General features: G+C 63.3%; 16 protein-coding genes and 1 pseudogene. 12 read left to right on the plus strand and 5 right to left on the minus strand.

Annotated elements, in window-relative coordinates:
• Positions 1-141: 141 nt before the first annotated feature.
• Complete coding sequence (locus Q6A47_RS20050; protein ID WP_116887527.1) at positions 142-1,635, minus strand: CoA-acylating methylmalonate-semialdehyde dehydrogenase; 1,494 nt, start codon at positions 1,633-1,635, stop codon at positions 142-144.
• A gap of 65 nt (positions 1,636-1,700) precedes the next feature.
• Positions 1,701-3,047 (minus strand): omega-aminotransferase AptA, encoded by a 1,347-nt coding sequence (gene aptA / locus Q6A47_RS20055; RefSeq protein ID WP_029612533.1) that lies wholly within the window; start codon positions 3,045-3,047, stop codon positions 1,701-1,703.
• Positions 3,048-3,165: 118 nt separating this feature from the next.
• Here aptA and Q6A47_RS20060 point away from each other — a divergent pair, with 118 nt between their 5' ends.
• The 6 genes from Q6A47_RS20060 (at position 3,166) to Q6A47_RS20085 (ending at position 8,987) form a co-directional block, all read left to right on the plus strand.
• Positions 3,166-4,083, plus strand: a complete 918-nt coding sequence (locus tag Q6A47_RS20060) for a LysR family transcriptional regulator (RefSeq protein ID WP_039583033.1) — start codon at positions 3,166-3,168, stop codon at positions 4,081-4,083.
• Between the two features lie 72 nt (positions 4,084-4,155).
• Complete coding sequence (locus Q6A47_RS20065; RefSeq protein WP_039583032.1) at positions 4,156-4,821, plus strand: TetR/AcrR family transcriptional regulator; 666 nt, start codon at positions 4,156-4,158, stop codon at positions 4,819-4,821.
• Positions 4,822-4,831: 10 nt separating this feature from the next.
• Complete coding sequence (locus Q6A47_RS20070) at positions 4,832-5,416, plus strand: IMPACT family protein (RefSeq protein ID WP_304485174.1); 585 nt, start codon at positions 4,832-4,834, stop codon at positions 5,414-5,416.
• 365 nt (positions 5,417-5,781) lie between these two features.
• Positions 5,782-6,468 carry an SDR family oxidoreductase gene (locus Q6A47_RS20075; RefSeq protein WP_304485175.1) on the plus strand — a complete coding sequence of 229 codons (687 nt, stop codon included), beginning with the start codon at positions 5,782-5,784 and terminating at the stop codon, positions 6,466-6,468.
• 120 nt (positions 6,469-6,588) lie between these two features.
• Positions 6,589-7,944 (plus strand): 8-oxoguanine deaminase, encoded by a 1,356-nt coding sequence (locus Q6A47_RS20080; protein WP_304485176.1) that lies wholly within the window; start codon positions 6,589-6,591, stop codon positions 7,942-7,944.
• Between the two features lie 95 nt (positions 7,945-8,039).
• The gene (locus tag Q6A47_RS20085; RefSeq protein ID WP_029615217.1) at positions 8,040-8,987 is read left to right on the plus strand and encodes an adenosine deaminase; all 948 of its coding nucleotides are present in this window, start codon (positions 8,040-8,042) and stop codon (positions 8,985-8,987) included.
• A gap of 23 nt (positions 8,988-9,010) precedes the next feature.
• On the opposite strand, the gene Q6A47_RS20090 is transcribed toward Q6A47_RS20085, so the two are convergent.
• Entirely contained in the window at positions 9,011-9,724 is a 714-nt protein-coding gene (locus Q6A47_RS20090; RefSeq protein ID WP_039583025.1) for an ArsR/SmtB family transcription factor, read from the minus strand.
• Between the two features lie 507 nt (positions 9,725-10,231).
• Here Q6A47_RS20090 and Q6A47_RS20095 point away from each other — a divergent pair.
• The gene (locus Q6A47_RS20095) at positions 10,232-10,426 is read left to right on the plus strand and encodes a hypothetical protein (protein WP_304485177.1); all 195 of its coding nucleotides are present in this window, start codon (positions 10,232-10,234) and stop codon (positions 10,424-10,426) included.
• On the opposite strand, the gene Q6A47_RS20100 is transcribed toward Q6A47_RS20095, so the two are convergent.
• On the minus strand, positions 10,377-11,558 hold the full coding sequence (locus Q6A47_RS20100) for a multidrug effflux MFS transporter (protein ID WP_304485178.1): 1,182 nt from the start codon (positions 11,556-11,558) through the stop codon (positions 10,377-10,379). The genes Q6A47_RS20095 and Q6A47_RS20100 overlap by 50 nt on opposite strands.
• 221 nt (positions 11,559-11,779) lie before the next feature.
• On the opposite strand from Q6A47_RS20100, the gene Q6A47_RS20105 reads away from it, so the two are divergent.
• On the plus strand, positions 11,780-13,444 hold the full coding sequence (locus Q6A47_RS20105) for a hypothetical protein (RefSeq protein WP_304485179.1): 1,665 nt from the start codon (positions 11,780-11,782) through the stop codon (positions 13,442-13,444).
• 57 nt (positions 13,445-13,501) lie between these two features.
• Here the strand turns inward: Q6A47_RS20105 and Q6A47_RS20110 are convergent, their stop codons facing one another.
• Entirely contained in the window at positions 13,502-13,699 is a 198-nt protein-coding gene (locus Q6A47_RS20110) for a heavy-metal-associated domain-containing protein (protein WP_029615189.1), read from the minus strand.
• Positions 13,700-13,845: 146 nt separating this feature from the next.
• On the opposite strand from Q6A47_RS20110, the gene Q6A47_RS20115 reads away from it, so the two are divergent.
• From Q6A47_RS20115 to Q6A47_RS23130, 4 genes and pseudogenes are all read left to right on the plus strand, one after another.
• Positions 13,846-14,232, plus strand: coding sequence for a hypothetical protein (locus tag Q6A47_RS20115; protein WP_029615188.1), 387 nt, complete (start codon positions 13,846-13,848; stop codon positions 14,230-14,232).
• Positions 14,233-14,284: 52 nt separating this feature from the next.
• Positions 14,285-16,687 (plus strand): heavy metal translocating P-type ATPase, encoded by a 2,403-nt coding sequence (locus tag Q6A47_RS20120; RefSeq protein WP_304485180.1) that lies wholly within the window; start codon positions 14,285-14,287, stop codon positions 16,685-16,687.
• Positions 16,684-17,088, plus strand: a complete 405-nt coding sequence (cueR, locus tag Q6A47_RS20125) for a Cu(I)-responsive transcriptional regulator (protein ID WP_304485181.1) — start codon at positions 16,684-16,686, stop codon at positions 17,086-17,088. Before Q6A47_RS20120 ends, cueR begins: the two co-directional genes overlap by 4 nt.
• Before the next feature lie 183 nt (positions 17,089-17,271).
• Positions 17,272-18,357 (plus strand): annotated as a pseudogene (locus Q6A47_RS23130) (cache domain-containing sensor histidine kinase); the annotation flags it as partial.
• Between the last annotated feature and the right edge of the window lie 24 nt (positions 18,358-18,381).

An 18,381-nucleotide genomic window follows, 5' to 3' on the forward strand; every position in this document is an offset into this window, starting at 1 on the left:
TGTTTCGCGTTCGGTTTGCTGGGTATGTGGGGCGCATTATAAGGGGATCTGAACAGCGGTCAAGGCTTAATTTCAAATAAATTCAAATAGTTGAAACAAAGCGGGGCGGCCTGTCGGCCGCCCCGCTATTCACCTGCAGTATTACAAGCTCGGAAACGCGAACTGCGAAGCCTCGTGGCTCTTGCGTTGTGGCCAACGCTGGGTGATGGCCTTACGACGGGTGTAGAAGCGCACGCCATCCGGCCCATAGGCATGCAAGTCACCGAACAGCGAGCGCTTCCAGCCGCCGAAACTGTGATAGCTCACCGGCACCGGCAGCGGCACGTTGACCCCGACCATCCCCACCTCGATCTCGTCGCAGAACAAGCGCGCCGCCTCACCGTCCCGGGTGAAGATGCAGGTGCCATTACCGTACTCATGCTCATTGATCAGTTGCATGGCCTCTTCCAGGCTGCTCACCCGCACCACGCACAGCACCGGCCCGAAGATCTCTTCCTTATAGATACGCATCTCGGGCGTGACGTGATCGAACAACGTACCGCCAACGAAGTAACCATCCTCGTTGCCAGACACCCGCAAGCCGCGACCGTCCACCACCAGCTTGGCGCCAGCCGCCAAGCCATCGTCGATGTAGCCCACGACCTTGTCGCGAGCCGCTGCGGTGACCAACGGCCCCATGTCCAGGCCACAGGAGGTACCGGCACCGATCTTCAGCGCCTTGATCTGCGGTTCGAGCTTGGCGATCAGTGCATCGGCGACCTGGTCACCCACGCACACGGCCACCGAAATCGCCATGCAGCGCTCGCCGCACGAACCATAGGCCGCGCCCATCAAGGCACTGACGGCGTTGTCCAGTTCGGCATCGGGCATCAGCACCGCGTGGTTCTTCGCCCCGCCCAGGGCTTGCACACGCTTGCCGCGCTTGGTTCCTTCTGCATAGATGTACTCGGCGATCGGCGTCGAGCCCACGAAGCTCAGGGCCTTTACCTCTGGCGCCTCGATCAGCGCGTCCACCGCTTCCTTGTCACCGTGCACCACATTGAGGATGCCTTTGGGCAGCCCGGCTTCCTGCAGCAATTGCGCGATGTACAGCGTCGAGCTGGGATCACGCTCCGACGGCTTGAGGATGAAGGCGTTGCCGCAGACGATGGCCAGCGGATACATCCACAGCGGCACCATGGCCGGGAAGTTGAACGGTGTGATACCCGCCACGATGCCCAACGGCTGGAAGTCAGACCATGCGTCGATGTTCGGGCCGACGTTACGGCTGTACTCGCCCTTGAGCAGCTCCGGCGCTGCACAGGCGAACTCGACGTTCTCGATACCGCGCTTGAGTTCGCCGGCCGCATCTTCCAGGGTCTTGCCGTGCTCTTCACTGATCATCTGCGAGATGCGGGCTTCGTTCTGCTCCAGCAACTGCTTGAAACGGAACATGACCTGGGCACGCTTGGCCGGCGGCGTGTTGCGCCAGGCCGGAAACGCGGCCTTGGCCGCGTCGATGGCATCCTGGATGGTCGCGCGACTGGCCAATTCGACCTTGCGCGTGGCCTGCCCTGTGGAGGGATTGAAGACGTCGGCGGTACGGCCGCCTTTGGAAACCAGCTCACCGTTGATCAGGTGCTGAACGATGCTCATGCGAGACTCCAGATAAAGAAGGGAAAGACAGGCGCCCGAAGCGCCTGTCCTCAATGTCGGAAAGATCAGTCGATCTGATTCAGCGTTTCGCCTACCGCATCGAACAGACGGTCCAGTTCGTGCGGCTGAGTATTGAAGGTCGGCCCGAACTGTAAGGTGTCGCCGCCGAAGCGCACATAGAACCCAGCCTTCCACAGCTTCATGGCAGTCTCGTAGGGACGCACGATCGCATCGCCGTCGCGGGCAGCGATCTGAATCGCGCCAGCCAGGCCATAGTTGCGGATGTCCACCACGTTCTTGCTGCCTTTGAGCCCATGCAGCAACTGCTCGAAGTGCGGGGCGAGCTCGGCCGAAGCCTGCACCAGGTTTTCCTTCTGCAGCAGGTCCAGCGCCGCGATACCGGCCGCGCAAGCTACCGGGTGAGCGGAGTAGGTATAGCCGTGGGGGAATTCCACCGCATATTCCGGGGTCGGCTGATTCATGAAGGTCTGGTAGATCTCGCTGCTGGCGACCACGGCGCCCATTGGAATCGCGCCGTTGGTGACCTGTTTGGCAATGCACATCAGGTCCGGGGTCACGCCAAACGCTTCAGCGCCCGTCATCGCCCCCATACGACCAAAGCCGGTGATCACTTCGTCGAAGATCAGCAGGATGTTGTGCTGGGTGCAGATTTCACGCAGACGTTTCAGATAACCCTTCGGCGGCGGCAGCACACCGGCAGAGCCGGCCAGCGGCTCGACGATCACTGCAGCGATGTTCGAGGCATCGTGCAGCTCGATCAGTTTGAGCATCTCGTCGGCTAGGGCAATACCCCCCTCTTCCGGCAGTCCTCGGGAGAAGGCATTGACCGGCAACACGGTGTGAGGCAAATGATCGACATCCAGCAACTGGCCGAACATCTTGCGGTTGCCGTTGACCCCGCCCAGGCTGGTACCGGCGATGTTGACGCCGTGATAACCGCGGGCACGGCCGATGATCTTGGTCTTGCTGGCCTGGCCCTTCAGGCGCCAGTAGGCACGCACCATCTTCAGCGCCGTATCGGCACACTCGGAGCCGGAGTTGGTATAGAAGGTGTGGTTCAGATCGCCTGGCGTCAGCTCGGCGATCTTTTCCGCCAACTGGAACGACAGCGGATGACCGAACTGGAAGGCCGGTGAGTAGTCGAGCACGCTCATCTGGCGCGACACGGCGTCAGCGATTTCCTTGCGCGTGTGCCCTGCGCCACAGGTCCACAGGCCCGACAGTGCGTCGAAGATGCGCCGTCCCTTGTCGTCGACCAGATGATTGCCGTCAGCCGCGACGATCAGGCGCGGATCGCGATGGAAATTACGGTTGGCGGTGTACGGCATCCAGTGGGCGTCCAGCTTGAGCTGGCTGGCCAGACCGGTGGGCGCGGCTTCAGGCATGTTCATCGGCGGTTCCTCGGCAAACGAATAGGCAACGATGGGTGTTGTTGCCGCTACGTTGGCATGAGGATAAAGTCGGAAAAAGCCAACATTTCTAACCTTCAGTCAGACCCGGACTAAACAGATGAGCCGACGCCCCGATCCCCTCGCCCAAGTCAGCGACTTCGACATTCGCCTGCTGAAGATTTACCGCAGCGTGGTCGAGTGCGGCGGCTTCTCGGCCGCCGAAAACGTATTGGGCATCGGTCGCTCGGCAATCAGCCAGCAAATGAACGACCTCGAGCAGCGCCTGGGCCTGCGCCTGTGCCAGCGCGGACGTGCCGGGTTTTCGCTGACCGAGGAAGGCCGCGAGGTGTATCACTCGGCGCTGCAACTGCTCAGCGCACTGGAAACATTCCGCACCGAAGTCAACGGCCTGCACCAGCACCTGCGCGGCGAGCTCAACATCGGTCTTACCGACAACCTGGTCACCCTCCCGCACATGCGCATCACCCATGCCCTGGCCGAACTCAAGGATCGTGGCCCTGACGTGCGCATCCAGATCCGCATGATCGCGCCGAGCCAGGTGGAGCAAGGCGTATTGGACGGCAGCCTGCACGTCGGCGTGGTACCGCAGACCAGCCCGTTGTCCGGCCTGGAATATCAGCCGCTCTACAGCGAGCGCTCGCTGCTCTACTGCGCAGTGGGCCACCCCCTGTTCTATGCCGACGATCAGCAGATCGACGATCCACGGCTCAATGCCCAGGAGGCCATCGCGCCGACGTTCCGTCTGCCGGCCGACATCCAGGCGCACTACCAGGCGCTGAACTGCACCGCCAGCGCCTCGGATCGCGAAGGCATGGCCTTTCTCATCCTGACCGGACGCTACATTGGCTACCTGCCCGATCACTACGCCACATTCTGGGTGCAGCAGGGGCGCTTGCGTGCGCTCAAGCCCACTGAGCGCTTCTACGACCTGAGCTTGAGTTGGGTCACCCGCAAGGGACGTCGACCCAATCTGGTATTGGAGAGTTTTCTCGAAAGCCTGGCGACAACGCGCTAACGCTTGTCACTTCTGCACAGGCAGGTAATCTGTCCGACAGCCGTTGCCCACAGAACCTGTACGGAATCGTCCATGACACTTGAAGTCCCTGCGCACCGCCTCTCCGCCTCGGGCAAACCCGCCGGCCGCATTCGCCAGAAGAACGAACAGGCTATCATCCAGGCGGCCGAAGACGAGTTCGCCCGCCATGGTTTCAAGGGCACCAGCATGAACACCATCGCGCTGAAGGCCAACCTGCCCAAAGCCAACCTGCACTACTACTTCACCAACAAGCTCGGCCTGTACATCGCGGTGCTGAGCAATATCATCGAATTATGGGACAGCACCTTCAACGCCTTGAGCGTCGAGGACGATCCGGCCCAGGCGCTGGACCAGTACATCCGCACCAAGATGGAGTATTCGCGGCGCAATCCTCAGGCCTCGCGGATCTTCGCCATGGAAGTGATCAGCGGCGGACAATGCCTGACCGATTACTTCAGTGCCGACTACCGCGAATGGTTCCGCGGCCGCGCTGCCGTGTTCCAGGCCTGGATCGAGGCCGGCAAGATGGATCCGGTCGATCCGGTACACCTGATTTTCCTGCTCTGGAGCAGCACCCAGCACTATGCCGACTTCGCCACCCAGATCTGCCAGGTCACCGGGCGCAGCCGCCTGACCAAGCAGGACATGGAAGACGCCAGTAACAATCTTATCCACATCATTCTCAAAGGCTGCGGCATCACCACCGCGGCCGCCTGATCGCCAACTTATGCCTTCAACTCTGCTCGACGTGTGCGAATTACGCGAAGACATCCGCAAAAGCCGCTTCGTCACCCTCGCCGGCCCGATCACCAGCGTGGCCGACGCCATAACCTTCATCGAGCGCCACAGTGATCCGACCGCAACGCATAACTGCTGGGCCTGGAAACTCGGCCCGCAGTACCGCAGCAGCGACGATGGCGAACCGGGCGGCACCGCTGGCCGGCCCATCCTCGCCGCCATTGAGGCCCAGGACTGCGATCAGGTCGTGGTGCTGGTGATCCGCTGGTACGGCGGCATTCAGCTCGGCACCGGTGGCCTGGCGCGTGCCTACGGCGGCGGCGCCAACAAGTGCCTGCAGCAGGCGCCGAAACGCGAACTGGTGCAGCGCAGCGAATTCAACTGCAGTTGCACGTTCAGCGAACTGGCCCTGCTCAAACTGCGCCTGGGTGAAGTCGAGGGTCTGGTGCTGGACGAACAGTTCACCGCCAATGGCGTCGATCTGCGCGTGGCGTTGGGCGAGGCGCACCTCAGCACCCTGGCTCAACAGTTGGCAGACCTGAGCCGGGGCCGAATCCGCCTGGAGCGCTGCTGAAAGCTGCCCACACATACTGTTGGCCTGCCTGTGGATAAGCTTGGGGTACTTCACTGCAGACTTAGTCCTGCAATGGCTGTAGCTAACTGTACATATTTTGATCACGATTTGATGACAGCCGCAAACCACTGAAACTTCTGTGTTTAACCACATGCCGACCCATTGACCGAGCCGTTCAACGCCACCCTGCTTTCACACAATAACTGTGGAGCAGCCTGTGGATAAGCGGTGCGCGAATAGCCTGCACCCCTTTGAGCACAAGGCATGCGCAACTTCGATCATTTTTTGATCACTTGCCATTGCTGCCCTGCGAGTGCTGGCCTGGGGTATCCTGCGCCCTTCGTTCAAACGATCTTGGAGCTCCTATGTCCACCAGCAAACATGCCCTCATCATCGGTGCGTCTCGCGGGCTGGGTCTTGGCCTGGTACAACGTCTGCGCGAAGACGGCTGGAATGTCACCGCCACCGTGCGTGACGCGCACAAACCCGGCGCTCTGGCCGACGTTGCGGGGGTGCGCATCGAGTCCCTGGAAATGAATGACACCACCCTGCTCGACGGCCTCACGCAGCGGCTGCAGGGCAAAACGTTCGACCTGGTGTTCATCAACGCCGGCGTCATGGGCCCTCTGCCTCAGGATCTGGAAACCGTTCAAAACGAAGACATTGGCGCCTTGTTCATGACCAATGCCGTCGCACCGATCCGCGTGGCCCGTCGCCTGGTCGGGCACATTCGGCAAGACACCGGCGTGCTGGCCTTCATGAGCTCAGGTCTGGGCAGCGTGACCAGCCCGGACGGCAATGAAATCTGCCTGTACAAGGCGAGCAAGGCCGCCTTGAACTCGATGATCAACAGCTTCGTGGTGGAGCTGCAGCGCTCCGACTTGAGCGTGGTGGCCATGCATCCGGGTTGGGTGAAGACCGACATGGGCGGCGAGAACGCCGAAATAGACGTGTTCACCAGTACGCGCGGCATGCTCGACCAGATCAACGCACAGAGCGGCCACGGCGGCCTGCACTTCATCAACTACAAAGGCGACAGCCTGACCTGGTGAATTGAACGGCGGCGGGCGAGGCAGTAGACTCGATGCCTCGCCTTGCGGCGGACCTGGATCAGCAGACAGGACAACACTGAGCTGGCTAACCCTGAACCCATTTTCAGAGGAGCCGGCGCCATGCCTGCTACCCGTACCTGGTTGAAATCTCCCCTCGCCATCTTTACTGCCAACCACGCCGATGCCCGTGGCGGTCTGGTCATCGAAGGCGGTCGCATCAGCCAACTGCTGGCCTTGGGCGAACAGCCCGAACAACCCTGCGAGCAGGTCTTCGATGCCCGTCAACACGTGGTGCTGCCAGGCCTGATCAATACCCACCATCACTTCTACCAGACCCTCACTCGCGCCTGGGCGCCGGTGGTCAACCAGCCGTTGTTTCCCTGGTTGCAAACCCTCTATCCGGTCTGGGCCCGCCTGACCCCAGCCAGCCTGGCTTTGGCCAGCGAAGTCGCCTTGGCCGAACTGCTGCTCTCAGGCTGCACCACCGCTGCCGATCACCACTACCTGTTCCCCGACGGACTGGAGCACGCCATCGACATTCAGGTCGAGGTGGTACGCAAACTGGGCATGCGCGCCATGCTTACCCGCGGCTCGATGAGCCTGGGTCAGGCTGACGGCGGCCTGCCACCGCAGCAGACCGTACAGCAAGGCGAAACCATCCTGGCCGACAGCCAGCGACTTATCCACCGCTACCACGAGCGAGGTGACGGGGCGCGCATCCAGGTCGCCCTGGCGCCGTGTTCACCGTTTTCCGTCACCCCGCAGATCATGCGCGCCAGCGCGGCCCTGGCCGAAGAACTGGACGTGCGCCTGCATACCCACCTGGCCGAAACCCTCGACGAGGAACACTTCTGCCTGCAACGCTTCGGGCTGCGCACAGTGGACTATCTGGACAGCGTCGGTTGGCTTGGCCCACGCACCTGGCTGGCCCACGGCATCCATTTCAACCCGGAGGAAATCGCCCGACTCGCAGACGCCGGTACCGGCGTATGCCATTGCCCGAGCTCGAACATGCGCTTGGCCTCGGGCATTTGCCCGACGGCGGACTTGGAGGCCGCTGGCGCGATCGTGGGCCTGGGCGTGGACGGCTCGGCCTCCAACGATGCCTCCAACATGCTCCTCGAAGCGCGCCAGGCCCTGTATCTGCAGCGCCTGCGCTACGGCGCCGAACAGATCACCCCGCAGCGGGCGCTGAACTGGGCCACCCGGGGCTCGGCACAATTGCTGGGCAGGGATGACATCGGTGAACTGGCCGTCGGCAAGCAGGCCGACCTGGCGCTGTTCAAACTCGACGAACTGCGTTTCTCCGGCAGCCATGACCCGCTCTCGGCCTTGCTGCTGTGCGCGGCAGACCGAGCGGACCGGGTGATGGTGGCCGGGCAATGGCGGGTGATCGATGGCCAGATCGAAGGACTGGATGTGCAGAAGCTGATCGCCGACCACCGCCAGGCCGCCGCCGCCTTGATCAACGGCTGAGCCTGGCCGGGGGTTGCCAGTCAGCCCCCGGCCTGTCGCCGCGCGTCCAGGCCTGTAGAATGTCGGCCAACCGTGACTGATTCGAGAGTTTTCCCATGTACAACTGGCTCAACGCCTTGCCCAAGGCCGAACTGCACATGCACCTGGAGGGTTCGCTGGAGCCCGAGTTGCTGTTCGCATTGGCTGCCCGCAACAAGATCGCGCTGCCGTGGACGGATGTGGAGGCACTACGCAGTGCCTACGCCTTCAACAACCTGCAAGAGTTCCTCGACCTCTATTACCAAGGTGCGGACGTACTGCGTACCGAGCAGGATTTCTATGACCTGACCTGGGCCTACCTGCAACGCTGCAAGGCGCAGAATGTGATCCATACCGAGCCGTTCTTCGACCCTCAGACCCATACCGACCGGGGCATTCCCTTCGAGGTGGTGCTCGGTGGCATCGGCCAGGCCCTCAAGGACGGCCGCGAGCAGTTGGGCGTCAGTAGCGGCCTGATCCTCAGCTTCCTGCGCCACCTGAGCGAAGACGAGGCGCACAAGACACTCGACCAGGCACTGCCCTTCCGTGACGCATTCATCGCCGTCGGCCTGGACAGCTCGGAAAAAGGCCATCCTCCCAGCAAATTCCAGCGCGTATTCGACCGCGCCCGCAGCGAAGGCTTCGTGGCCGTGGCCCACGCCGGTGAAGAAGGCCCGCCCGAGTACATCTGGGAAGCCCTCGACCTGCTCAAGATCAAGCGCATCGACCATGGCGTGCGCGCCATCGAGGACGAGCGCCTGATGCAGCGCATCATCGACGAGCAGATCCCACTGACCGTCTGCCCGCTGTCCAATACCAAGCTGTGCGTGTTCGAGCACATGGGCCAGCACAACATCCTCGACATGCTCGAGCGCGGCGTGAAGGTCACCGTCAACTCGGACGACCCTGCCTACTTCGGGGGTTACGTCACCGAAAACTTCATGGCGCTGCACGAGCATCTAGGCATGACTCAGGACCAGGCACAGCGCCTGGCGCAGAACAGTCTGGACGCTCGTCTAGTCTGATTCGAACCTGGCCGCCTTGCACTTCAACCCACCTGCAAGGCGGGAACGTTGGCGATGCGATTGATTTCCTGCACACCGAGTGTCGAGAGCTTCAGGGTTCGGGTGCCCTCCTGTTCACGTATCCACCCCGACTGCAGGAACAGACTGAGCAGCGCCTGGCCGAGCGCACCGCCCAAATGGGCGCTGCTGTCGCTCCATTCGCTGCAATGGCAGATTTCGCATCTGCCGCGTTGGCGCGGTGCCAGCGCATCGATGTAGACGCCGATCTGCGCCAGTTGCACACGTCCCTCAGCGCTGACGCTGGCCTGCAATTGACTGCCTTCCAACCACCCCGCACACGCCATGCGCCGGTACAGGTCAGCCGCCAGCTCGCCGCCCAGGTGATCACCGCACCGACGCGCCCGGCGCAGTGACACCGGCACCTGCAGCGGCTTGATCGAGGCCAGGTTCTCCGCGCGACTGCCCAGCTGCACGCTGGCCAAAGCCTCGACCGCCGCCACCACCTCAGGCGTCGCCAGGCGGAAATAGCGCTTGCGCCCGCGCGCTTCCAGCCGCAACAGACCGGCAGACGACAATAGAGACAGGTGGGCACAAGCCGAGGAAGGTGTCACGCCTATCATCGAAGCCAACTCGTCGGCATGCCGGGCCGAGCCATCGATGAGGGCCCAGAGCATCGCACTGCGTTTGGGCTCGGCCATCAGGCCGGCGATCTGGCTGATACTGCTGACTGCTTTCATGCTCCATCCACTCCCTGCAAAGTCATGTTTCTTGTCCGATGGCCATCCATGGCACCCAGCATCGCCCGCAGTGGCGGCACATGGGACCGGTGAGTTCAGACGCAACGTTCGGCACTGCAGTCTGAGAGGGAAATCGCTCTGTCTGCATTGCCTGCGCGGGCAAGTATAAGCCGCCAGAACCCCTGCACTAGAGGGAGCTGGTGGCTATAGGGAAGCCCGGCGAACGAGGGTGGCAGTACCCTCTGCAAGGTAGGAAAAATAGAAAGAAGGTCGGGATTCGGGGCATTCGCTCTGCGTCAAAGGACACGGGCCTTCGCGGTCGTGCATCGGTTCGTAGACCAGAAACAATGCCGACAGTCACCTTCCATAAGTAGTGCATGCAAATGCGAAGGTTCATCGAGCTGCCAGACCATGACCATCGGTCAGCAGTCGCGTGCCACGTCTGGCGATCCACCTCAGTCGGACTAAACTCATGTCCCGCCGTCACATCCACACGAGGACGCCGCCATGAAGATTGTCGTCTGTGCTTCGAACCACCATCGGACCTGCCCCTGGCAGGTTCAGCTCGATCAACAGGTGGGATTTCGCAGCGAGGTGGAGGCGCGCGCCTTCGTCGCCTCGCTGCAGGCGCGTCTGAATGCACCCCACAGTCTCATGCAGGCGCCTTCGCCTGGCGGCGTCGAGTCAGCAGCGCGACGCTGACCACCAGCAGGCCGCACAGACTGATCACCAGCGACATCGGCACGGCGCTGCCGTCATGCAGCACACCCACCAGCGCCGCAGCCATTGCCGCGACACTGAATTGCAGGCAGCCCAGCAAAGCCGAGGCGCTGCCTGCCCGGGCACCCTGCCCATTCATGGCGCAGGCCGAGGCATTGGGAATGATGCAGCCCAGGCTCGCGATACACACGAACAGCGGCAGCAACAGTGGCCAGAGTGCCGCCGGATGCAGCGCCGACACCATCAGCAAAGCCAGCCCTGCCAACAGGTACACCCAGACCGCACGCACCAGCAGCCATCCCGGCGGGCGTCTGGACAGCAGGCGCGCATTGAACTGGGCGACCAGGATGAAGCCCGCCGCGTTGGTGCCGAACAGCCAGCCATAGTGCTCGGCGGGCACGCCATAAAGCTTGATGAACACGAACGGAGAACCGGCGATGTAGGCGAACATGCCGGCGATCGCGACCCCACCGGTCAGCGCATGACCGATGAACAGCGGATCGCGCGCCAGCCGCAGGTATTGGCGCAGCGCACCGGACAGCGGCTGACGGGGCACATGCGCCGGCAGGCTTTCCGGCAGTCCCAACACCACCGCCAGCAGCGCCGCTGCGCTGAACAGGCTCAACGACAGGAAGATCGACTGCCAGCCGGCGACGTTGACCAGCGCACCGCCCAGCATGGGCGCCAGGATCGGCGCGAGGCCCATGACCAGCATGAGTTGCGAGAACACCTTGGCCGAGGCCACGGCATCGCATTTGTCACTGACGATGGCCCGCGACAGCACCATGCCCGCACAGCCACCAAGCGCCTGAACGAACCGCGCCATCACCAAGGTCTGAAGGTTGGGCGCGTAAGCGCAGGCCAGTGAAGCCAGCGTGAACAGCCCCACGCCGAACAACAGCGGCTTGCGCCGTCCGAAGCGATCCGCCGCGGGGCCATAGGCCAACTGACCGATCGACAGCCCGAGGAAGTAGACGGCCAAGGTCGTCTGGATCTGCCGCTCGTCGGTCGCGAAGGCATGTGCCATGGCCGGAAAAGCGGGCAGGTAGAAGTCGATTGCCAAAGGCCCGAACGCACTCAAGGCGCCCAGGATCATCACCATTCGCAGGTTCATCAAAAATCCATAGCAGGCTAAGCAAAGCCGCTAGTCTACAGCCACCCATTCGCCATGCCAGTAAAACCTGACGATTCGCCGAGCGCCCGGCTCCTCCTGATAAAAATGCCAGGTTACACCCCGTCCAGCGGGTCATAGCATCCTGATCGAAGGCGATGACTGGCACTGCACCGTTCGATGTCATCGCGCCCCCAGACCGATCCCGCGATCAGGAGCACGGCATGAACTCATCAAATGGCAGGCCAGATATCGAAGCTGTGGCCGAACTCTACTTCACCGACCTCTACGACAGCCCGGCGAACCCACGATTAGGGATCAACTACGAGTTGCTCAAACGGCCCGTGCGGCTGCACGCGTCGATGGCCAACGTGCCCAAGATCGGTGATGAAGTGATCCTGTACTGGAACGATGTGCCGGTACAGACCATCATCATTGACGGCAGCATGGTCGGTAACCCGCGCCTTCAGTTCTCGGTACCGGTCAGCCGCGTCCAACCTCCGTCGGGACGGGTCTTCTACACCTATGAGGACAAAGTCTCCGGCGAGCCGCCCGAGCGCAGCCCTGTGCGCACGATCGCAGTGAACACTCAGGTACCCGGCGGCGCTGGCCCGGATATGCAACCGCCCTACAACAGTCGCCTCACACCGTGCACCGTAACGCCGAATCCCGTCACCAACCTGGGTGCCACCGTTCGAGTGCAGGTGCCGCGCTGGTTGAACAAGAAAGTCGGTGACGAACTGATCGTCTACTGGGGCGGCGTGCCGGTGAATCACCCCAAGGTAACCAACCCCTCGATTCCCGAGTCGGTGGTGATTCCCGCAGCGGTCGTGATGATGGTGGGCACCCAAGGCACCGTGCCGGTGACTTACGACATTCGCGACTCCGTTGATAACTATTCCCGCCAGGCACGCCCTACCCAGGTCCGGGTGCAATTGGCAGCACCCGCTGTCAGGGCCAACGGCTCACGGGTCACGCTGATCGACCTCAGAGGCCTGAATCGACTGGATGTACTGGTGCCGGACTACGGTATGCAGGAGGGCGACTCCGTCACCCTGCTCTGGCAGGGCGCAGCCAATCGGCAGAAGACCGAGCGAGTGGTCGGCATCGGCCCGATGACTATCCCGGTGGATCTGGGTTGGGCGCGGGAAAACAAGGACCGCCAGGTGAGCGTGAGTTTCGTGGTGACCCGCGGCGGCCAGACCATGACCTCATCCGTCGCGACGGTGCAGGTCAACGAATCCACCGAGCAACTGTTCCTGCCGGCGCCCACTGTGAGGGACCTGCAAAATGGCATGCTCGACTATCACTGGCTGCTCGACAACCGTGGCGGCGAAGCAACCGTCGTAGTGCCGGCCTACACCGGGATGCGCTTGGGGCATACGGTCAGGGTGAGCTGGTCGAACAACGTGGTCTGGAACACGGCGGTGCAGACGGTTCGCGCCATCGGCCCGATGGAATTCAAGATCCGCTCCATCGAAGTCATCGACACCGTCGGCCATTTCGCCAACGTGAACTACACCGTGGTCACCGAGCCCAATGGCCGGATAAACGCCTCGCAGTTCTATCGCGTTCAGGTCAAGGACTACGACGCGCCCTTCCAGTCCATGCCGCCACCGTTCATGCTCAACAGCAATACGTTGCGCGCTCCCTTTCCTGGCAAGCGTACGCTTCGCACGGTATTTCGCTGGTACCACCCTGAATCGGGCTGGCAGCAGGATTCGCCGATCTACTACGGCAGAGAAGGCAATCCGTACCTGGACTGGACGGTTCCCGCCGCCTGGATCGCCGCCAACCGAGGACGTACGGTGTATGTCAGCTATTCGATGAGCGTGGACGACGGTCGGATCCATGTGAGCCGCTACCTGCGCTACAACGTCCCGGCCTGAGTCCGCCGGGCACGGCTGCAGCAAGGCCACTGGCCACTGCGCCCGTGCCCTGCGCCGTCAGGCTAGCTGCGCCTGATACCCCTCCTCCACGATCGCCGCGACGATCCGCTCGGCCGGCGATTCGCTCTGCACCTTCACCTGACGCCCCGGCAGATCCACCTCCACCTGGGCTGCTGCGTCCACCGCCTGAATCGCCTGGGTCACCGCCTTGACGCAGTGGCCGCAGGTCATGCCTTGAACATTGAACACGTGCATGGTGCTACCTCCTGATGATTTCGCCGCAGTCTCGACCTTGCCATGGTGGCAAGGTCAAGCGCCTCGATGACGGGCCGGGGTAGCAATCCTTGCCAACCTCGGCCAAGCTGCGCTTTTGCAGATCGTCAGCCAGCAGGAGACTCTTCATGTTCAGGGCAACAGCGGGCGTTGTCGGGCTTTTGGGCACGTTGGCCATGGTGCCGCCGGCCAGCGCCGAGGACAACGCGCAGTACAGCGTACTGATCATTTCCCGGGAGCGTCTGGAAGTGGCCACCAGCTGCGAAATCGGCGTTTACCTCAACGACCAACTGTCCGGTCGCGTCTTCCAGGAACAATCGACCTCATTCAATTTGCCGCCAGGGCCGGTGGACGTGCGCCTGCGCCTGCTGCCCGGCCAGGCGCCCGGCTGCGGCGCAGGCGTGGAAGATCAGCGCAGCACTCGACTGGTGCTGCAAGCCGGTCAGATCAACAAGTACCGCATCGCCTTGGGCCAGAATGGACTGCAGCTCAAGCGAGCCGACCTGGGGTATTGACCTTCCCCGCATGGCAAGGTTGATGCTGCAGGCCTGATCAAGGAGAGAAGCCATGGCCGCAACCACCACCTTCGACCTGCCGATTGCCGGCATGACCTGTGCGAGCTGCGTCGGCCGCGTCGAACGCGCGCTGCAGAAGGTCGACGGCGCTGCCCAGGTCAGCGTCAACCTGGCCACCGAACAGGCCCGCATCCAGGCCCCGGCCAGCAGCCTACCGGCGTTGATCGATGCCGTGCGTCAAGCCGGCTACCGTGTACCGACCCACACCCTGGAACTGCAGATCGGCGGCATGACCTGCGCCAGTTGCGCGGGCCGCGTCGAACGGGCACTGGCCAAACTGCCGGGCGTCGAACAGGTCAGCGTCAACCTGGCCAGCGAACGCGCTCACCTGGAAGTGCTGGCGGGCATGGCCGAGGCGGCATTGATCGCCGCCGTCGAACAGGCCGGCTACAGCGCCCGCCTGCCGCGCGATGCCCACGACGACCGACACCAGGCTCAGCGTCGCCTGCGCCGCGAGCGCCTGGCGGTACTCGCCGCCGTGCTGCTGGCCCTGCCGCTGGTGCTGCCGATGCTGGTGCAACCGTTCGGCCTGCACTGGATGCTGCCGGCCTGGGCGCAGTTCGCGCTGGCCACGCCAGTGCAGTTCATCCTCGGCGCACGCTTCTACAAGGCCGCCTGGAAAGCCGTGCGCGCAGGCGCCGGCAACATGGACCTGCTGGTCGCGTTGGGCACCAGCGCCGGCTATGGCCTGAGCCTCTATCAATGGGCGCAGGCGCCGGCTGGAATGGAGCCCCATCTGTATTTCGAGGCCTCGGCAGTGGTGATCGCTCTGGTGCTGCTGGGCAAGTACCTGGAAAGCCGCGCCAAGCGTCAGACCGCCAGCGCTATCCGCGCCCTGGAAGCCCTGCGGCCGGAGCGCGCCGTGCGAGTGATCGACGGCAGTGAAGAGGAGGTATCGATCAGTCAGTTGCGCCTGGGCGACCAGGTGCTGGTCAAGCCAGGCGAGCGGTTCCCGGTCGACGGCGAGGTGCTCGAAGGCAGCAGTCATGCCGACGAGGCGCTGATCAGCGGTGAAAGCCTGCCAGTGGCCAAAGCGCCTGGCGACAGCGTCACCGGTGGAGCGATCAACGGCGAAGGCCGCTTGCTGGTGCGCACCCAGGCGCTGGGCACCGAGACGGTACTGGCACGCATCATCCGCCTGGTCGAGGACGCCCAAGCGGCCAAGGCGCCGATCCAGAAGCTGGTGGATCGGGTCAGCCAGGTGTTCGTCCCGGCGGTACTGGTACTGGCGCTGATCACCCTGGTCGGCTGGTGGCTGGCCGGTGCGCCGCTGCAAAGCGCGCTGATCAACGCCGTCGCCGTGCTGGTGATCGCCTGCCCGTGCGCCCTGGGCCTGGCGACACCGGCGGCGATCATGGCCGGCACCGGCGTAGCCGCCCGCCACGGCATCCTGATCAAGGACGCTGAAGCCCTGGAGCGCGCCCATGCGGTGAACCGCGTGGTGTTCGACAAGACCGGCACGCTCACCTCCGGCAGCCCGCGCATCGTTCATTCGCAGGCGGCAGCAGGCGCCGACCATGACCTGCTGCGCCTGGCCGGTGCCCTGCAACGCGGCAGCGAGCACCCGCTGGCCAAGGCCGTCCTGGAAGCCGGGCGCGAGCAAGGCCTGGACATTCCCCAGGTCAGTGACAGCCAGTCGCTGACCGGACGCGGTATCCAGGGCACGGTCGAAGGCCGGGTGCTGGCGCTGGGCAACCGCCGCCTGCTCGACGAGAACGAATTGCAGCCGGGCCCCTTGCTGACCCCGGCAAACACCTGGGAAGCCGAGGGCCGCACGTTGTCGTGGCTGATCGAGTGCTCGCCGCAGCGCCAGGTGCTGGGCCTGTTCGCCTTCGGCGACAGCCTCAAGCCCGGTGCCGACCAGGCGATCGCCGCCTTGCATGCCCAAGGCATCAGCAGCCACCTGTTGACGGGCGACAACCGCGGCAGCGCCCGGGTGGTTGCCCAAGCCTTGGGCATCGACGATGTACACGCCGAAGTGCTGCCGGCCGACAAGGCGGCCACCGTCAACGCATTGAAGCAGCAAGGCGTGGTGGCCATGGTCGGTGACGGCATCAACGACGCGCCCGCCCTGGCCGCTGCCGACATCGGCATCGCCATGGGCGGTGGCACCGATGTGGCCATGCAGGCCGCCGGTATCACGCTGATGCGCGGTGACCCGCGCCTGGTGCCGGCGGCGCTGGAAATCAGCCACAAGACCTACGCCAAGATTCGTCAGAACCTGTTCTGGGCCTTCATCTATAACCTGGTTGGCATCCCCCTCGCCGCCTTCGGTTACCTCAACCCGGTGCTGGCCGGCGCCGCCATGGCCTTGTCCAGCGTCAGCGTGGTCAGCAACGCCCTCTGGCTCAAGACCTGGAAGCCGCGCGACATCGCCGTCAAGGAGACCCCATGAACATCGGCCAGGCCGCCCGGCGTACCGGGCTCAGCGCCAAGATGATCCGCTACTACGAGTCCATTGGCCTGCTCAAGCCCGCGCTGCGCAGCGACAGCGGCTATCGCCTCTACCAGCAGGAGGACCTGCACAGCTTGAACTTCATCAAGCGCTCGCGCGACCTGGGCTTCTCCCTGGACGAGGTCGCGCGTCTGCTGGCGCTGTGGCAGGACCGCCAGCGCGCCAGCGCCGATGTGAAGGCGCTGGCGACCCAGCACATCGAGGACCTGAACCGTCGGATCGAGGAAATGGTGAGCCTGCGCGACACCCTCAGCGAGTTGGTCGCCCATTGCCATGGCGATGATCGACCCGACTGTCCGATCCTCCAGGGCCTGGCGGATGAAGGCAGTTGCTGCCAATGAGCGCCCTCAAGCACGGCAATTGGGTATGCCCTAATAGCCAGGTATGACTGAAGCGGCCTCGTCTGCCGCTTTCATCCCCTAAAACTGGGAGTTTTCCTACAGACTCCTTCAGAAACACCAGCGCCCTGCCGATGCCCTTGATACCAGTTCCATGCGTCTACAAGAAAAAATCCGGGAGCGCGAATGAACATCAAGCAGAAACTCACCTGGGCTTTCGCCGTCATTGCCGGCTTGCCCATCGTCATCGTCGCCGCCGTGGTGGTACTCAACCTGCGCGAAGACGCGCGGGACGATTTCCTCGACAGCAGCAGCCGGGAAATCCGCCAGGTCGCCAATGCGATGAACATGTTCTTCCAGGGCATCGACGAGAACGTCGACTACCTGGCCTCCCTGCCCCAGGTCGGCGCCGCAGGCAGCAACCTGAACAAGTTCATGAGCGCCAACCCGCCCACCGAACTGGGTGAGCAGGACAAACTGGTACTGGCCGCCTTCACCCGTCTGGCTGAAACCCACCCGGCCTACGCCTATGTGTCCTATGGCGTCAGCGACGGCGGTTATGTCGGCTGGCCCGCCGGGCAGAAGTACACCAACTACGACCCACGCCAGCGCCCCTGGTATCAACTGGCGATGGCCAACCCCGGCAAGACCGTGCGCACCGGCGCCTATTACTGGGCTGCCGACGACCTGGCGCTGATCGGCACCGTACGCGCCGTCAACAACCAACTCGGCGCGCCTGGCGGCGTGGTCAACATCGACGTGTCGCTCAAGGGCCTCAGCGAAATCGTCAAGAAGATCAAGCTGGGCGAAAGCGGCTACCTGATGCTGGTGGAAAAGAACGGCAACGTGCTGGTCGACCCACGCGACCCCAACCATAACTTCAAGCAGTTGGAGAGCTTCGGCGGCGGCTACGCCGAGTTGGCCAAGGCCGGCAAGGGTCTGGTGCAGGTGCGTATCGACGACCAACCGTACATGGCCAACGTCTACGTCGACGAGCAGTTGGGCTGGACCTTCATCGGCCTGATCCAGCAGGACGAGGTCATGCAGGCCGCCACCCGCCTGACCTGGCAGATCGGCGTCATCGCCCTGGTGCTCGCCGCGCTGTTCGCGGTGGCCGGCGCCACCTTCGCCAAGCTCATCGTGCGGCCGATCACCGGTGTCAGCAGTGGCCTGGAAGGCATCGCCCAGGGCGAAGGTGACCTGACCCGCAACCTCGACGTGCGCGGCAACGACGAAACCGCGCAGTTGGCCAGTTGGTTCAACCAGTTCCTCGGCGCGATCCGCAGCCTGATCCAA

It is taken from the genome of Pseudomonas boreofloridensis (assembly GCF_030580795.1).
Lineage (GTDB): Bacteria > Pseudomonadota > Gammaproteobacteria > Pseudomonadales > Pseudomonadaceae > Aquipseudomonas > Aquipseudomonas boreofloridensis.

What these genes read in the sequence shown, in the direction of transcription:
- Q6A47_RS20050 (WP_116887527.1), bottom strand. Translation starts at nt 1,635, where the DNA reads ATGAGCATCGTTCAGCACCTGATCAACGGTGAGCTGGTTTCCAAAGGC.
- aptA (WP_029612533.1), bottom strand. Translation starts at nt 3,047, where the DNA reads ATGAACATGCCTGAAGCCGCGCCCACCGGTCTGGCCAGCCAGCTCAAG.
- Q6A47_RS20060 (WP_039583033.1), top strand. Translation starts at nt 3,166, where the DNA reads ATGAGCCGACGCCCCGATCCCCTCGCCCAAGTCAGCGACTTCGACATT.
- Q6A47_RS20065 (WP_039583032.1), top strand. Translation starts at nt 4,156, where the DNA reads ATGACACTTGAAGTCCCTGCGCACCGCCTCTCCGCCTCGGGCAAACCC.
- Q6A47_RS20070 (WP_304485174.1), top strand. Translation starts at nt 4,832, where the DNA reads ATGCCTTCAACTCTGCTCGACGTGTGCGAATTACGCGAAGACATCCGC.
- Q6A47_RS20075 (WP_304485175.1), top strand. Translation starts at nt 5,782, where the DNA reads ATGTCCACCAGCAAACATGCCCTCATCATCGGTGCGTCTCGCGGGCTG.
- Q6A47_RS20080 (WP_304485176.1), top strand. Translation starts at nt 6,589, where the DNA reads ATGCCTGCTACCCGTACCTGGTTGAAATCTCCCCTCGCCATCTTTACT.
- Q6A47_RS20085 (WP_029615217.1), top strand. Translation starts at nt 8,040, where the DNA reads ATGTACAACTGGCTCAACGCCTTGCCCAAGGCCGAACTGCACATGCAC.
- Q6A47_RS20090 (WP_039583025.1), bottom strand. Translation starts at nt 9,724, where the DNA reads ATGAAAGCAGTCAGCAGTATCAGCCAGATCGCCGGCCTGATGGCCGAG.
- Q6A47_RS20095 (WP_304485177.1), top strand. Translation starts at nt 10,232, where the DNA reads ATGAAGATTGTCGTCTGTGCTTCGAACCACCATCGGACCTGCCCCTGG.
- Q6A47_RS20100 (WP_304485178.1), bottom strand. Translation starts at nt 11,558, where the DNA reads ATGAACCTGCGAATGGTGATGATCCTGGGCGCCTTGAGTGCGTTCGGG.
- Q6A47_RS20105 (WP_304485179.1), top strand. Translation starts at nt 11,780, where the DNA reads ATGAACTCATCAAATGGCAGGCCAGATATCGAAGCTGTGGCCGAACTC.
- Q6A47_RS20110 (WP_029615189.1), bottom strand. Translation starts at nt 13,699, where the DNA reads ATGCACGTGTTCAATGTTCAAGGCATGACCTGCGGCCACTGCGTCAAG.
- Q6A47_RS20115 (WP_029615188.1), top strand. Translation starts at nt 13,846, where the DNA reads ATGTTCAGGGCAACAGCGGGCGTTGTCGGGCTTTTGGGCACGTTGGCC.
- Q6A47_RS20120 (WP_304485180.1), top strand. Translation starts at nt 14,285, where the DNA reads ATGGCCGCAACCACCACCTTCGACCTGCCGATTGCCGGCATGACCTGT.
- cueR (WP_304485181.1), top strand. Translation starts at nt 16,684, where the DNA reads ATGAACATCGGCCAGGCCGCCCGGCGTACCGGGCTCAGCGCCAAGATG.